A 14291-nucleotide genomic window follows, 5' to 3' on the forward strand; every position below is an offset into this window, starting at 1 on the left:
CCGTGCTCGCCCCTGACGCAGCGGCTCAAGCGCTCTTCCCGGTCGAGAGTGAGGATCAGCGGTCCCTCCCCGAACGCATCCTGGACGGGCTGGACCCGGAACAACGCCAGGCCGCCACGGCACTTCGCGGCCCCGTGTGCATCCTGGCGGGAGCGGGAACGGGCAAGACCCGCGCGATCACCCACCGGATCGCCTACGGAATCGCCACCGGCGTCTACACCCCGCAGAAGGTGCTCGCCCTGACGTTCACCACCCGCGCCGCCAACGAGATGCGCAACCGCCTCCGGGTCCTGGGCGCCGACGGCGTGCAGGCCCGTACGTTCCATTCAGCGGCACTGCGCCAGCTGCAGTACTTCTGGCCGCAGGCGATCGGGGGCAGTGTCCCGGAGCTGGTGGAACACAAGGCGCGCCTGATCGCGCAGGCCGCGGGCGCCATGCGTCTGAGCAACGACCGCGCCACCATCCGTGACCTGGCCGGGGAGGTCGAGAAGGCCAAGGTCTCCATGCTCACACCCGACACCTACGCCGCGGCGCACGAATCCGGTGGCGTTCCGCGGCCGTTGCCGGGCGGTCACGACGCCCGCACGATCGCCCGGCTGTGGCAGACCTACGAAGAGATCAAGACCGACCGCAACCAGATCGACTTCGAGGACGTGCTGCTCCTGACCGTCGGCATCCTTGAGGAGGACGAACGCATCGCGGCCACCGTGCGTGCGCAGTACCGCCACTTCGTGGTCGACGAGTACCAGGACGTCTCCCCGTTGCAGCAACGGCTCCTGGACGCGTGGCTCGGCCCGCGTGACGACCTGTGCGTGGTCGGCGACGCCTCCCAGACCATCTACTCCTTCACGGGGGCGACCTCCCGCCATCTCCTGGACTTCCCGCGCCGGTATCCGGAGGCCACCGTGGTCAAACTGGTCCGGGACTACCGGTCCACACCGCAGATCGTGAACACGGCCAACCGGTTGCTCGCCGCCCGCCGCCCCGGGACGGACTCCACACCGGGTACCTGGGCCACCCCGCTACGACTGGTGGGCCAGCGCAAGGAGGGCCCCGCGCCGTCGTGGAACGAATACGACGACGACCAGCTCGAGGCCCAGGGCGCGGCGGTGCGGATCCAGGACCTCCTGGACGACGGTGTTCCCGCCTCCGAGATCGCGGTTCTGTTCCGCACCAATGGCCAGGCCCAGGCCTACGAGACGGCGCTCGCCGACGCCGGGATCGGATTCCGGCTCCGGGGTACCGAACAGTTCTTCCGCCGTCCGGAGATCCGACAGGCACTGCTGCAGATCCGCTCGGGCGCCCAGGCCGAAACTCCGGCGACCGCCGACGACGCCACGGCCACACCCGCCGGTGACACGCACGGCAACTCCGGGGGTGCCGCAGCCACCGGGACCGCCGGGGCCGCTGCGGTGCGGCAGACCGTGAGGGACATGCTCTCCTCGTTGGGCTGGTCACCGCAGGCACCGCGGGTCACGGGGGCGGTCCGTGAGACCTGGGAGTCGCTGGCCGCGCTGGTGGACATGACCGATCGGATGGCCGCGGCGCACGAGGAGGCGGCACGCACGGCCGAGGAACACGGCAGGACCGGGCCGGGGGAGTTCACCCTGCGGCAGGTGGCCGAGGAACTGTCCCGCCGTGCCACCCAACAGGACGCCCCCGCGGTCGAAGGGGTCACCCTGGCCTCCTTACACTCCGCCAAGGGCTTGGAATGGGACGCGGTCTTCCTGGTGGGACTCACGGAGGGGCTCATGCCCATCACCTTCGCCGAGACCTCCGACGAGATCGACGAAGAACGTCGCCTGCTGTACGTGGGAATCACGCGTGCGCGGGAACACCTGATGCTCTCCTGGTCCCTGACCCGGACTCCCGGCGGGCGCCCCAACCGGCGGGCCTCACGGTTCATCGATGATCTCCTCCCGGAACGCCCGGGCAGTTCGCGGCGTTCGGCCCGCCCGGCGGGCCAGGGACGCGGTGCTGCGCGCCGCGGTTCAACCCGCCGCGCATAAGGGGCAGGCGGCCTGCGGATTCGGCACCCGCTCGATCGTCGACACCGGCCCGCCCGGGTGCAGAACGGTCACGTGCTCGGCGGCGGACCCGTCGACCGGGCCGTTGCTCGGGTGACCCCGGTGGCCGACCTCCGGACCACCGGCACCGGCCTGGGCGATCACCGCTTGGGCGAGCACGGCGGCGGCCAAGGCGGTGTGGGTTGGCCAGGCGTCGTACCGCGCACCCCGGGAGGGCTCGGGCTGCGCGGTCCCTGCGGCCTTGGCCATGCAGTCGGGGCAGGCCCGGGCGTACCAGGGGCGAACGGGCCACAGCATCGTGGTCCCCGGAGCGTGGCCACCCGGAACCACGACGTCGAGCACCTCCTGGCGCTCCCGCACACGACCCTCGGCGGCAGCTGCCCGGAGATCCAGGGACGCGCCGTCCGGGTCCGACAGGTCCACCGCGCGAATGACCAAACTGCTCGGACGGTCCTCGGCCGTGAAACGGGCGGGATCCGAGAGGGCCACGGCGTTCGGGTTGGCGGCACGGATCCGCTGCCGAACGCCCAGGTCCCGGGACCGGCCGACGTCGGGAAGGTCAAAGGCGCCCGCGGCGGCGTCGTCCCAGGTCACCGGTCGCGGGTCCGAGATCACGAAGCCTCGGACCCCGCAGCCGGCCAGGAGAACGGCGGCCGCCGCGGTGACGGGGCTCAGGCCCAGGAACATCAGCTGCAGGTCCGTGACGGGCGGTCGGCCGTCCAGCCGGACACCGGTGCTCACGGTGCGGCGGAGCTGGGGATGGCGGGCTGCGGGTACGGCGGGGACGGCAGATGTGGGCACGGTGTCCCTCCTGGATACGCGGTGCTCTGTCCCGGCAAGGAATCGCCGGTGTGCACATCAGTGTGACCCGACACCGGGCCAACCGGACCTTGTCCACAGGCGCGGTCGGGGGCTGGCTACCATCGTGGGGTGGACCGAGCCAACCCCGCTGAAGAGCCCGTCGAGAGCCCCGTCGCACCCGCGTGGGCGCAGAACCCACCCGTCGAGGTTCGGCGTTCGGCGCGGCGCCGCAAGACGGTGTCCGCCCACTGGTCGGGGGACTCCGTGGTGCTGCAGGTACCGGCGCGGATGTCCGCGCGGGAGGTCAAGCGGTGGGAAACCGAGCTCGTGGCCAAACTCGTGGCCTCACGCTCCAGGGCCACCGCGGCAGGGCGCCGTCGTTCGAGTGACGAGTACCTGGGCGAACGGGCACAGCACCTGTCCCGCACGTACCTGGATGGTCGCGCGCGTCCCACCAGCATCACCTGGTCGTCCCGCCAGAACACCCGGTGGGGATCGGCCACCCCCGCCACCGGGAGCATCCGCATCAGCGACCGCCTGCGTTCTGCCCCGGAATGGGTCATCGACTCCGTGGTCCTCCACGAGCTGTGCCACCTGCTGGAGGCCAACCATGGCCCCGCGTTCCGCGCCCTGGAGGCCCGCAGCCCTGACACGGCAAAGGCCCAGGCCTTCCTGGACGGAGCGGCCTGGGCCCTGCGGTCACCGGCGGAGGAACCGGGTCAGTCGGTGGACTGACCGGAAGAGCCACCCGCCCCGCCGTCGTCGGTGTCGTCCCCGGTGTCGTCGCTGGTTTCGTCCTTGGTGTCAGACCCCAGCAGCTGTTCCAGGGCGGCGTCGAACTCCTCGTCGGAAGCGGTGAGCAGGCCGCGACGCGACTCGTACGCCGCGGGATCGTCCAGATCCTCGTCGGTGGGCAGAAACTCGGCGGCCTCCCACAATCCGTCGCGGTCTTCCATGCCACGCCGCTGTTCCACGAAGCGCCAGAACTCCGCAGCTTCCCGCATCCGCCGCGGACGCAGTTCCAGGCCCACGAAAGACCCGAAGGCGTGCTCGGCGGGACCGCCCGAGGCCCGACGACGGCGCATGGTCTCGGAAAGTGCGGCGGCTCCCGGCAGGTTGGTCGTGGCGCGCACGGTCACCACGTCCACCCACCCCTCGATCAGGGCGAGGATGGTCTCCAACTGCTTGAGCGTGGCCTGCTGCTTCGGCGTCTGCTCGGGCATGAACATCCCGGACCCGAGCGCTTCCTGCATGGCCGCGGGATCCGACGGGTCGATCTGCGCGGCCAACCCCTCGATGCGGTCCATGTCGATGTGGATCTCCTGCGAGAACGCGGTGATCAGGTCGACCACGTACTGGCGCAGCCACGGCGCGGCGTGGAACAGGCGGGCGTGGGCGACCTCGCGCACGGCCAGGTAGAGCACGACCTCCTGCTCCGGAACGCCCAGGTCCTCACCGAAGTCCTTGACGTTGCGCGGGAGCATGGCGGAACCGTCCTGGGCCAGCGGGAAGCCGATGTCCGTCGAGGACACGACCTCGGCGGCCAAACCACCCAGGACCTGGCCCAGCTGCATGGCGAACATCATGGAGCCCGCGTTGGCTAACATCCCGGAGGCACCGCCGAGCATGCCGGTCATCTCCTCGGGCAGCTGGCCCTGGATCGAGTCGGTCAGGGCTTTGGTCATGGACTCCGCCACCGGGCCCGTGATCTCCTGCCAGGTGTCGAAGGTGCCCTCGACCCATTCGCTGCGGGACCAGGCGGTCGGGTTGGTGGGGGGTGTGTCGAAAGCCGTGTGGTCGGCCACCCAGAGCTGCGCCAGCTGGACCGCTTCGTCGATGACCTTGCGTTCGGCCTCCGTGACCGACGGGTCTCCCGCAGCGGAAACCACACGCCGGGCGTGATCCTTGGCGGCCTTCCAGTTGACGGGTCCGTCAGCGGGGCCAGCTGAGAACATCGACTGGACCTGGGCGAACATGGCCTGCATGGCCGCCGGATCGGTGGGAATCCCCATCTTCTGGAGGTCTTCCTCCGACATCCCGGACTGGCCCAGGAACTGCTGGAACATCGCCTGGAAGGGGTCCTGACCTTCGTTGTCGTTCTCGCCGTTGGGGGGCTGCGACGTCATGGTTCCTCGATCCTTTGGCCGGTCCAGATGCTCGGGCCACGTGCGTCCGGTCAGGTCGCCGCGGCGTAGTATGTGGCGACCAGGCTATCGACTCTCCCCGCTGCATTGGGAGGCCCTGGCCCGTCGTTCGCTTGAAGCATGCGAGTTTAAGGATCTGCCGACCAGTGTCTCCCCGCCTCCCACGCGCGCTCCGCGCCCTCCGCGGACGCCGGCTCGGCCTGGAGTCCGGATCGATGATTGCCACCGCCCTGCTGATCGTGGTCGCGGTGTGGGCTCCCACCCCGTTCGTCCTGGAGCGACCCGGTCCCACGTTCGACACGACGGGGGAGGTCGACGGCAAGACCGTGATGAGCATCGACGGGACCCGGACGTACCCGTCGGAGACCCAACTGGATTTCACCACGGTGTACGTGGTGGGTGGTCCGGAGTCCAGCCCCCGCATCCTGGACACCATGTATTCGTGGGCCGCGCCCACCCAGGCGGTTCTGCCGCTCGAGGTGATGTACCCGCCTGCGACCACCCAGGAGGAGATCAGCAACTCCGGAACCGCGGCCATGGATTCCTCCCAGGACCTGGCCGTGGCGGCGGCCCTGGAGCACATGGGCCAGGACTACACCACCACGTTGACCGTTCATGAGGTCGCCCCCGGTTCCCCCTCGGAAGGGGTCCTGGAACCCGGCGACGTGTTGCGTACCGTCAACGGCGAGCCCATCACGTCCTTGGACGGCCTGCGGGAATCCTTGAACGACGACGAGGACGCCCGGGTGGACCTGATGGTCGACCGCGACGGGCAGGAGAAGAAGCTCACCGCCGCCACCGAGGAGTCCGAGGGCAACCAGCAACTCGGTGTCTATCTGGAGCGGGAGTTCGACTTCCCGTTCGACGTCACGTTCAGCATCGACGGCGTCGGCGGGCCCAGCGCGGGCATGATGCTCTCCCTCGGGGTCATCGACGAGCTGACCCCCGGATCCCTGGGCGGTGACCGCCACATCGCGGGTACGGGCTCCATCGACGTGAACGGTGACGTCGGGGCGATCGGCGGAATCCGTCAGAAACTCGTGGGTGCCGCGGATTCCGGGGTCGACGTCTTCCTGGCACCGGTGGAGAACTGTGGGGAAGTGGTCGGTCACGTCCCTGACGGCATGGACGTGGTCGCGGTGGACACGCTCGAGGACTCCGTGGATGCGGTCACAGCCATCTCCGAAGGCACCGATCCGGCCAGCCTCCGCACCTGCTCCGCGGATTCCTGACCCCTACCCCGCGGCCGCGGTGCGGATCAAGCCCTCCGCACCGCGGGCTCGGTCCGAGTTTCGTGTGAATCCCCGCGTGACGCTCTGGGCGAATCCTGGTGCGCCACTGTGGGGAGACTTTGCTCACGGACGCCTGTGGCGGACACAATGGGGGGTGCGTATTCAGCGCGCCCTTTGAAGAGCCCATGGAAGGCCCAGGACCGACGTGACATCAGGACCGGCAGAACCGCCCCGAACCCCCAGATCGCCGCGCCCGGCCGGGGCATCCAGCCGGAAACCCCGTAAGGGGCGCAGCCCGTTGTTCATGACGGTCGTGATCGTGGCCGCGCTCATTGCGGCATTCGTGGCTTTCACCCAGATCTACACGGATGTCCTGTGGTTCCGGCAGATCGGCTACCTCAAGGTCTTCGTGACCCAGAACGTCGCGCGAGCGGTGATCTTCGTCGTCGCAGCCCTGCTCGTGGCTGTTCTGCTCTGGCTCTCCCTGTGGCTCGCGCACCGGCACCGGCCCCTGACCGCGGCGGCCGCGGCCGACGACAACCTCCGCCGGTACCAGCAGGCACTCGAGCCGGTCCGCAAGATCGCCATGTTCGCCGTGCCCGTGCTCTTCGGTCTGTTCACGGCCTCAACCATGGCCGCGCAATGGGAGACGGTCGTGCTGTTCTTCAACCAGGAGCCGTTCGGGCAGGAGGACCCGCAGTTCGGCATGGACATCGCGTTCTGGGTGTTCACGCTCCCGTTCCTGCGCCTGGTGTTGGGATTCCTGGTCTCCATCCTGTTGTTGTGCGCGATCGCGGCCGTGCTGGTGCACTACGTATACGGCGGCATCCGCATCTCTGAGAAGGGCCTGACCTTCACCATCGCGGCACGCGTCCAACTGGCGGTGACCGCTGCGCTGTTCCTGATCCTGCAGGGCATCAACTTCTGGCTGGACCGCTACGCCACGCTGCAGTCCACGTCAGGTTCCTGGACCGGTGCGCTCTACACGGACATCAACGCGGTGATTCCGGTGCGCGCGATCCTGGCCGTCGCCGCGATCGTCGTGGCCGTGCTGTTCATCGTCTCCGCGGTCATCGGACGGTGGCGGTTGCCGCTGATCGGAACGGCCATGCTCGTGGTGGTCGCCGTGGTGGCCGGTGGGATCTATCCATCGCTTGTGCAGCGCTTCCAGGTCACCCCCACGGAGCAGCAGGTCGAGTCCGAATACATCCAGCGCAACATCGACGGCACCCGGACGGCCTTCGGGCTGGAGGACATCGAATCCGAGTCCTACGCCGCCACCGTGGACGCGGGGGAAGGTGATCTGGCCGACTACGCCCAGACCACCAGCAACATCCGACTGCTGGACCCCAACGTGGTCTCGCCCGCTTTCGCACAGCTGCAGCAGTTCCGTCCGTACTACAACTTCCCGGCCACGCTGAACGTGGACCGGTACGAGGTCGACGGCGAGGTCCAGGACACCGTGCTGGCCGCCCGCGAACTCGATGTGAACGCCACTGACTCCTGGTACAACCAGCACGTCGTCTACACCCACGGTTACGGGCTCATCGCGGCCTACGGCGACCGTGTGGAGTCGGATGGTCGGCCGTCGTTCATCCAGGGCGGCATCCAGGCCCAGGGCGACATCTCGGAGGACTACGAACCTCGCATCTACTTCGGTCAGCAGTCCCCGGAATACTCCGTCGTCGGTGGGGCCGAAGGCGACCAGGACCTCGAACTGGACCGCCCGTCCACCACGGACGACGAGGGCAAGGACGTCAACACCACGTTCTCCGGCGAGGGCGGGCCGAACGTGGGCAACCCGCTGAACCGGCTGTCCTACGCGATCAAGTTCCAGTCCTCCGACCTCTTGTTTTCGGACGCCGTGCGCGGCGAGTCCCAGATCCTCTACGACCGCAACCCGCGGGAGCGCGTGTCCCAGGTGGCCCCGTACCTGACGGTGGACGGCAACCCGTACCCGGCGATCATCGACGGTCGGGTCAAGTGGATCGTGGACGCGTACACCACCTCGGACGCGTACCCCTACTCCACGCCCATGGAGCTGCAGGACGCCACCGCGGACACCACCACGGCCGAAGGAGCCTCTGCCCAGCTGCCGAACGAACGCGTGAACTACATGCGGAACTCGGTCAAGGCCACCGTGGACGCCTACGACGGGTCGGTGGACCTCTATGCCTGGGACGACCAGGACCCGGTGCTCAAGGCCTGGCAGAAGGTCTTCCCGGAAACGGTCAAGCCCTACTCGGAGATGTCCGCCGAACTCATGGACCACGTGCGATACCCGGAGGACATCTTCAAGGTCCAGCGTGAACTGCTGAACACCTACCACGTGACCCAGGCCAACAGTTTCTACGCGGGCGACGACGTATGGTCGATCCCCAACGACCCCACCAGTGACGATTCCACGGCCATCCCGCCGTACTACCTCTCCCTGCAGATGCCGGGCGAGGACCAGGCCAGCTTCTCACTGACCACGCCCTTCATTCCACAGCAGAACCAGGGCGAGAACACCCGCAACGTGCTCTACGGGTACCTTTCTGCCAACGGCGACGCAGGCACGGGCGAGGACGGCGTCAAGGCCGACACCTACGGCAAGATGACGTTGCTGGAACTGCCTCGAAGCTCCGTGGTTCCGGGCCCCGGGCAGGCGCAGAACAACTTCAACTCGGACACGGAGGTCTCCTCCGCGCTGAACCTGCTGCGGCAAGGTGGTTCCGAGGTGATCAACGGCAACATGCTCGCACTGCCGGTCAACGACGGAATCCTCTACATCCAACCCGTGTACGTGAGGTCTTCGGGCGAATCCGGGTACCCCACGCTGCGGCGCGTGTTGGTCTCCTACGGTGAGGAAGTCGGCTTCGCCCCCACGCTGGACGAGGCGCTGGACCAGGTCTTCGGTGGGGACTCGGGAGCCCAGACCGTGCAAGGTGCCGGGGTGAGCGAGGAGCAAGCGGCCGAGGCCGCAGGCCAGGATCCCGCAGCCACCGACCAACCCACGGACGGAAGCACCGACGACGCCGGCTCCGGTTCGGGTGGAGGCGGTTCCCTCGAGGACGCCCTCGACGACGCCAGCAAGGCCATGGAGGACTCCAACACCGCCATGGAGGAGGGGGACTGGGGCGCCTACGGCGAGGCCCAGGACCGGTTGGAGGACGCCATCAACCGGGCGCTGGAAGCCGACGGGGTGGCCACCTCCACGGCGCCGTCGGCACCCGCCACGAGCGATTCGGGGAACTGACACCACTCAACCCGCGCCGGGACGGAGACCGTCCCGGCGCGGGGCACCCGATTTGCATGGGTGTCATCCGGTGCGTACAGTAGTCATCTGTCGCCGCGGGGTGGAGCAGTTCGGTAGCTCGCTGGGCTCATAACCCAGAGGTCGCAAGTTCAAATCTTGCCCCCGCAACTCTCGAAGGCCCGGTTCCTGGAATCCAGGAACCGGGCCTTTCTTCGTGCAATGTGGTCAACCTGTTCGATGCTGTTCCGCAGAAGCGCGTTGCAGGTTGCCGAAGACCCTGGTGAGGCGGGGATCCGATCGGACACCGTCCAGTAGTTCGTCGTACATCGTGATGCCCAGGACTTCGCTGTTCGGGAAAACGGCTCAGTCCGCTGTCGGTGGAGCTGGCGTGTTTCCCGAACATTCCTGCTTTCTTGTTTGGGTAAATAGAGTGTTCCGTCGTCGGCGGAACAAGCCCAGGACCTGAACGGGGGCCCAGTCGTGGCGACCAGCGACGCGCCTACGGCCGCTGAGGCGGCGCGAATCGTTGCAGCCTCCGTGCGTGAGCGTCTGCCGCGTAACTGGAAGACAGTCGAGGCGCTTGAACCAGACCGAGGAACGGCGCGTCCGGACCTGGAGATCACCGTCGAAGCCCCGGATGGTCGCACAGCACGTTTGGTGGTCGAGATCAAGCAGGTCCTGGAGCGTCGCGACGTCGGTCGGGTCACTGATCAATCCCGCAGCATGACGACAAGTCACACCGACGTTCCGGTCGTCGCAGCCAGATACCTCACCCCATCGGTACGAGAAGCGTTGGCGGAGCAAGGGCTCTCGTACGTGGACGCCACCGGGAACATCCGGGTCGTCATCGATGCACCCGCGGTGTTCATCTCGGAAAGCGGTGAGGACCGCGACCCTTGGCGGAAGGGTCGACCTCGCGGCACGCTGAAGGGAGAGCCTGCGGCGCGAGTCACTCGCGCGTTGCTGGACTACCGCCGCGATTGGAGTGTGCGTGAACTAGTGGCTGCCTCCGGCTCTTCCACTGGCGCCGCCTACCGCGTGTTGGATTACCTTGAGCGTGAGGGCCTTGTGGTCAAGAAGCTCACCCGTTACCGGGTAACCGACTGGGAGCGACTGTTGCGTGCATGGAGCGCTGACGCCGCGTTTCAGACGACAACTCGCACGATGGCCTTCATCGAGCCTCGCGGCGTCGAGTCTTTCCTCCGAAACCTGGCGGAGGACTCGACGTTCCCTGTTGCCGTCACGGGTTCGATGGCTGCGAGAGAGTGGGCGACCTACGCCCCGGCCAAGGCCGCTTATGTTTATGTCTCGTCCATCCAGGAGGCCTCCGAACAGTGGGGGCTCCGGCCCAACGCCGCCGCTCCGAACGTCATCCTGCTCGAACCCAAGACCGTCGGTGACGTGCCGTTCGTCAATACCGTTCGTGCTGAGGCGGGCTATCCGGTGGCCGCGCCGCCTCACGTGGCAGCCGACCTGCTCAACGGGCCGGGCCGCGAACCGGCTGAAGGCGACTACCTGATCGAGTGGATGAAGGCCAACGAAGAACGGTGGCGCCGTGAATGACGAAGTGGCGCTGGCGCGGACGGGGCTGCTCGATGCGCTGGAGGCATTGGAACTGCACCGCGACGCACTCGTCATTATTGGGGCGCAGGCCGTCTACCTCCACACGGGTGCGACGGAGATCGCCTTGGCCGAGTTCACCACAGACGGTGATGTCGTGGTGGACCCGCACAACTCGAAGTCGATGCGGAGGATCCGTGGCATTGAGGCTGCGTTGATCGACAACTCCAAGATGGTCATCGGGGCTCGCGATCCTGCCGTCCACCCTCGGGAGTTCGAGGTCTCCGTGGCTGGTCCCGCCGCGCTGCTGGTGGCCAAGCTGCACAAGATCCACGACCGGATCGACTCGCCTTCGAGGCGTGACAACAAGGACGCACACGACGTCTACCGTTTGCTGCGGGCTGTGGAGACGCAGGTGTTCGTTGCGGCGATCGAACGCCTTTTGCACGAAGGTGTCAGCGCGGACGTAACTCGCGAGGCGATCATCCAACTCGACGAGCTCTTCGGCAATGGCGCAGCTGCCCGCGGGTCCCTCATGGCCGGTGCAGCTGAGGAGTTGGTCGGTGACCCAACTGCCGTGTCCGAGAGCGTGGCGCTGCTGGCAGAGGACCTCCTTGCCGCACTGGAGCGCTAAAGCTTTATTGCGTCTGGACGTCCGGCGCGGTCGCTGACGAGCGCCGGTGAGGGTGGTTCCTGCCCGTCGCCTCAAGGTGACGGGCAGGAACCACCCCGCACGTCTCAGACCTCCTCGGAGCTCACGATCTTCTCGCCGTCCTTGGCGGCGTTGCCCGATCCGCCGGCCTTGAGCGCGGCCAGCCGGGCCTCGAGTTCGGACTGCCGGCCCAGTTCCTCCAGGGACTCGAACTGCGCGTCCAACGACGACGCCGCGAGTTCCTGCTGACCCGCGATCCGCGCCTCTTCGCGGCGGACCTTGTCCTCGAACCGGGAGACCTCGGAGAGCGGGTCCATCACGTCGAAGGCCTTGAGCGAATCCTGGACGGCCGCCTGGGCCGCGACCGTCTTCTGGCGGGCGTTGAGTTCGTCCCGCTTGGCGGAGAGTTCCTGCAGCTTGCCGTGCATCTTGTTCAGCCCGTCCTTGAGCTGATCGACCACGCGCGTTTGAGCCTCGATCTGCGGAGCCGATGCGCTGGCCTCGGACTCGTGCTGCATCTGACGCTGCAGTGCCACCTTGGCCAGGTTGTCGAACTTGTCGGCCTCCGTGCTCTGGCCCGCGGACCGGAACTGGTCCGCGCGGGTGGACGCCGCAAGCGCCTTGTTGCCCCACTCCTCGGCATCCCGAACGTCCTCGGCGTGGTCTTGTTCGAGCATCCGCAGTTGGCCGATGGTGGTGGCGACGGCGGATTCGGCCTCCCGGATGTTCTGCGTGTAGTCACGCACCATCTGGTCCAACATCTTCTGCGGATCCTCAGCGGAGTCGATCAAGGCATTGATGTTGGCCTTGGCCAGCTGGGCCACGCGCCCGAAGATGGACTGCTTTGCACTCATGGGATCGTCCTTTCGATCAGGGTCTGACGGTCGTTCAGGTGGTTCGAGTGGTTCGTGTCGGATGCGGTGAGGTCAATGTGGGGTGGCGACAGTGCTCAGAAGTCGAAGCCTCCGAGGTCACCCAGTCCGCCCAGGAATTCGCCCAGACCGTCGCCCACGGAATCGCCGAAGCCACCGCCGAAGTTCTCACCGATGGCGTTGCCGACGTCGCCGCCCACGTTCGGGGCGCCGTCGTTGAAGCCGTCCAATGCGGAACCCAGGAGGATGCCGCCCAGCACCGCCCCGCCCAGACCGGGGGAGCCCATGCCGCCGTATCCCTGGAAGCCACGGCGGTACCCGCCTCGGCCGTAGCCTCCGTGGCCGCCCCAGCCGGGGCCGCCCATGGGTCCCCAACCGCCGCCGTATCCCCCGTGAAATCCGGAGACGTCGTCCTGCGCTTCCTGGCGGGCGGAGGTGGCCAGCCGGATGGCTTCGTTGGCGTGGTTGAGCGCGGTCGAGGGTTCGGTGCTGCGTAGCCGCTGCGCCTCGGAGAGATGCCGTTCGGCCTCCGACAGGTGGGTGCGCGGTTGTGCGGTCACGCCCCCGCGGCGGGCCCCCAGGTAGTCGTGGGCTTGTGTCACGGCGGCCTGAGCGGAGACTAAGGTGCGGTCCAAAGTGGCCCGGGCGGCTCGGTCGCGTTCGTGCTCCTCCCGGAGCCCGCCCAAGGCCTTCTCGAGTTCCGTGGTGACCACGGCCAGGCGGTGGGCCAGGGAGTAGGGGTCGAACCGTCCGGCGGCCAGTTCCGCCTGGATGCCGGTGAGCACGGACCGCACGCCCGCGGCGCTGCCGGTCAGTTCGGTGCGCATGGCCACCTGGGCGGCGGCCTCGGCCTCGGCCACGTCCCGCTGGGCCACGGCCACCGCATCGCGCAGGGACTGTTCTGCGCGTTCCAGATCCTGGGCCCCGCGTTCCACGGAGGCCACCAGGTCCCGGGCCTGTGCTGCAGCCTGCTCCGCTGCGCGAACCTCCAGTGCAGCCTCCGACCGGGCACCACTCTCGAGATGGGCCTCGGCCTGACGAACGGCGGTGTGCACGAAGTCCACCCGGTCCCTGGCCTGAGCCAGATTGTCGGGGAGGGTCTGCCAGGCGGAGTCCAGATATCGGGCGGCCACACGGTCCAAGGTGGCCTGCGCCCGTTGCAGATCCGGTGCCAATGCGTCGACGGCGGCCGTCGCGGCCTGTGCTGCCGCTGGAATGTTGCTTTCCAGGGCACGGAGCCGGCTGAAGGATTCGCGCTGCTGCGTCAACGGCCGGGCGGCTTGCTGGCAGCGGTCCAGGATCTCGCCGATCCATGCCCGCTGTTCGGACTCCGTGTCCGGAGTCGAGTCCTCGAGCTTCTGCTGGAGTGCGAAGGATCGTTGCAGGTGGTCCTTCGCCTGACTCAGTGCTTCTTGATACGGGCCCACCGCGTCGTCACCGAACTGGAGTTGAGCGAAGGCCAGTTCCTGTTCAGCAGACTGCACGGCGTTGTCCGCCGAAACCAGCGCCTCACCGGCGCGCTTGTGCAATTCCGGGAGGGGGACGGGGGCGTTCTGCGGCAAAGTGTGGGCCGCCGCTTGCTCAACAGGGACCCCACCGGGGCCGTAGCGCTGATTGGGGTCCGCAGCGACGGCGGGCGCCTGACCGCTACGACGACGGCGGCTGCGCGACCAGGAGATCAGCCCGGCCGACAACACGATGGCCAGCAAGCCGATGACTCCCAGGACTCCGAACGCAGCAGACGTGCTCATGCTGGGAAGTCTAC

Annotated in this window: 10 protein-coding genes and 1 tRNA gene; 7 read left to right on the forward strand and 4 right to left on the reverse strand. The window is 67.8% G+C overall.

What is annotated here, in order from left to right:
- The first annotated feature begins 2 nt into the window (after nucleotides 1-2).
- Entirely contained in the window at nucleotides 3-2009 is a 2007-nt protein-coding gene (locus GWK18_RS02360) for an ATP-dependent helicase (protein ID WP_166832960.1), read from the forward strand.
- Here the strand turns inward: GWK18_RS02360 and GWK18_RS02365 are convergent.
- On the reverse strand, nucleotides 1992-2828 hold the full coding sequence (locus GWK18_RS02365) for a hypothetical protein (RefSeq protein WP_166832962.1): 837 nt from the start codon (nucleotides 2826-2828) through the stop codon (nucleotides 1992-1994). The genes GWK18_RS02360 and GWK18_RS02365 overlap by 18 nt on opposite strands.
- A 129-nt stretch (nucleotides 2829-2957) precedes the next feature.
- Here GWK18_RS02365 and GWK18_RS02370 point away from each other — a divergent pair, with 129 nt between their 5' ends.
- The gene (locus GWK18_RS02370) at nucleotides 2958-3563 is read left to right on the forward strand and encodes a M48 family metallopeptidase (RefSeq protein ID WP_123825494.1); all 606 of its coding nucleotides are present in this window, start codon (nucleotides 2958-2960) and stop codon (nucleotides 3561-3563) included.
- On the opposite strand, the gene GWK18_RS02375 is transcribed toward GWK18_RS02370, so the two are convergent.
- Nucleotides 3548-4954, reverse strand: a complete 1407-nt coding sequence (locus GWK18_RS02375; protein ID WP_166832965.1) for a zinc-dependent metalloprotease — start codon at nucleotides 4952-4954, stop codon at nucleotides 3548-3550. The two genes, GWK18_RS02370 and GWK18_RS02375, sit on opposite strands and share 16 nt — an antisense overlap.
- Nucleotides 4955-5187: 233 nt before the next feature.
- Between GWK18_RS02375 and GWK18_RS02380 the strand changes: the two genes are divergently transcribed.
- The 5 genes from GWK18_RS02380 to GWK18_RS02400 all read left to right on the forward strand — a co-directional run bounded on the left by GWK18_RS02380 (nucleotide 5188) and on the right by GWK18_RS02400 (nucleotide 11636).
- Complete coding sequence (locus GWK18_RS02380; protein WP_166832967.1) at nucleotides 5188-6204, forward strand: S16 family serine protease; 1017 nt, start codon at nucleotides 5188-5190, stop codon at nucleotides 6202-6204.
- 304 nt (nucleotides 6205-6508) lie between these two features.
- Nucleotides 6509-9442, forward strand: a complete 2934-nt coding sequence (locus GWK18_RS02385) for a UPF0182 family protein (protein ID WP_166832969.1) — start codon at nucleotides 6509-6511, stop codon at nucleotides 9440-9442.
- Between the two features lie 94 nt (nucleotides 9443-9536).
- Nucleotides 9537-9610: transfer RNA gene (locus tag GWK18_RS02390), tRNA-Met, on the forward strand.
- A gap of 489 nt (nucleotides 9611-10099) precedes the next feature.
- Nucleotides 10100-11005, forward strand: a complete 906-nt coding sequence (locus tag GWK18_RS02395; RefSeq protein ID WP_166832971.1) for a helix-turn-helix domain-containing protein — start codon at nucleotides 10100-10102, stop codon at nucleotides 11003-11005.
- Nucleotides 10998-11636, forward strand: a complete 639-nt coding sequence (locus GWK18_RS02400; RefSeq protein ID WP_123825489.1) for a hypothetical protein — start codon at nucleotides 10998-11000, stop codon at nucleotides 11634-11636. Before GWK18_RS02395 ends, GWK18_RS02400 begins: the two co-directional genes overlap by 8 nt.
- Before the next feature lie 104 nt (nucleotides 11637-11740).
- Here the strand turns inward: GWK18_RS02400 and GWK18_RS02405 are convergent, their stop codons facing one another.
- Both GWK18_RS02405 and GWK18_RS02410 read right to left on the reverse strand, forming a co-directional pair.
- Entirely contained in the window at nucleotides 11741-12508 is a 768-nt protein-coding gene (locus tag GWK18_RS02405; protein WP_123825488.1) for a PspA/IM30 family protein, read from the reverse strand.
- 95 nt (nucleotides 12509-12603) lie between these two features.
- Entirely contained in the window at nucleotides 12604-14277 is a 1674-nt protein-coding gene (locus GWK18_RS02410; protein ID WP_166832973.1) for a TPM domain-containing protein, read from the reverse strand.
- Between the last annotated feature and the right edge of the window lie 14 nt (nucleotides 14278-14291).

It is taken from the genome of Kocuria sp. JC486 (assembly GCF_011602805.1).
Classification (GTDB): Bacteria; Actinomycetota; Actinomycetes; order Actinomycetales; family Micrococcaceae; genus Kocuria; species Kocuria soli.

What these genes read in the sequence shown, in the direction of transcription:
- GWK18_RS02385 (WP_166832969.1), top strand. Translation starts at nt 6,509, where the DNA reads ATGACGGTCGTGATCGTGGCCGCGCTCATTGCGGCATTCGTGGCTTTC.
- GWK18_RS02405 (WP_123825488.1), bottom strand. Translation starts at nt 12,508, where the DNA reads ATGAGTGCAAAGCAGTCCATCTTCGGGCGCGTGGCCCAGCTGGCCAAG.
- GWK18_RS02410 (WP_166832973.1), bottom strand. Translation starts at nt 14,277, where the DNA reads ATGAGCACGTCTGCTGCGTTCGGAGTCCTGGGAGTCATCGGCTTGCTG.
- GWK18_RS02375 (WP_166832965.1), bottom strand. Translation starts at nt 4,954, where the DNA reads ATGACGTCGCAGCCCCCCAACGGCGAGAACGACAACGAAGGTCAGGAC.
- GWK18_RS02380 (WP_166832967.1), top strand. Translation starts at nt 5,188, where the DNA reads ATGATTGCCACCGCCCTGCTGATCGTGGTCGCGGTGTGGGCTCCCACC.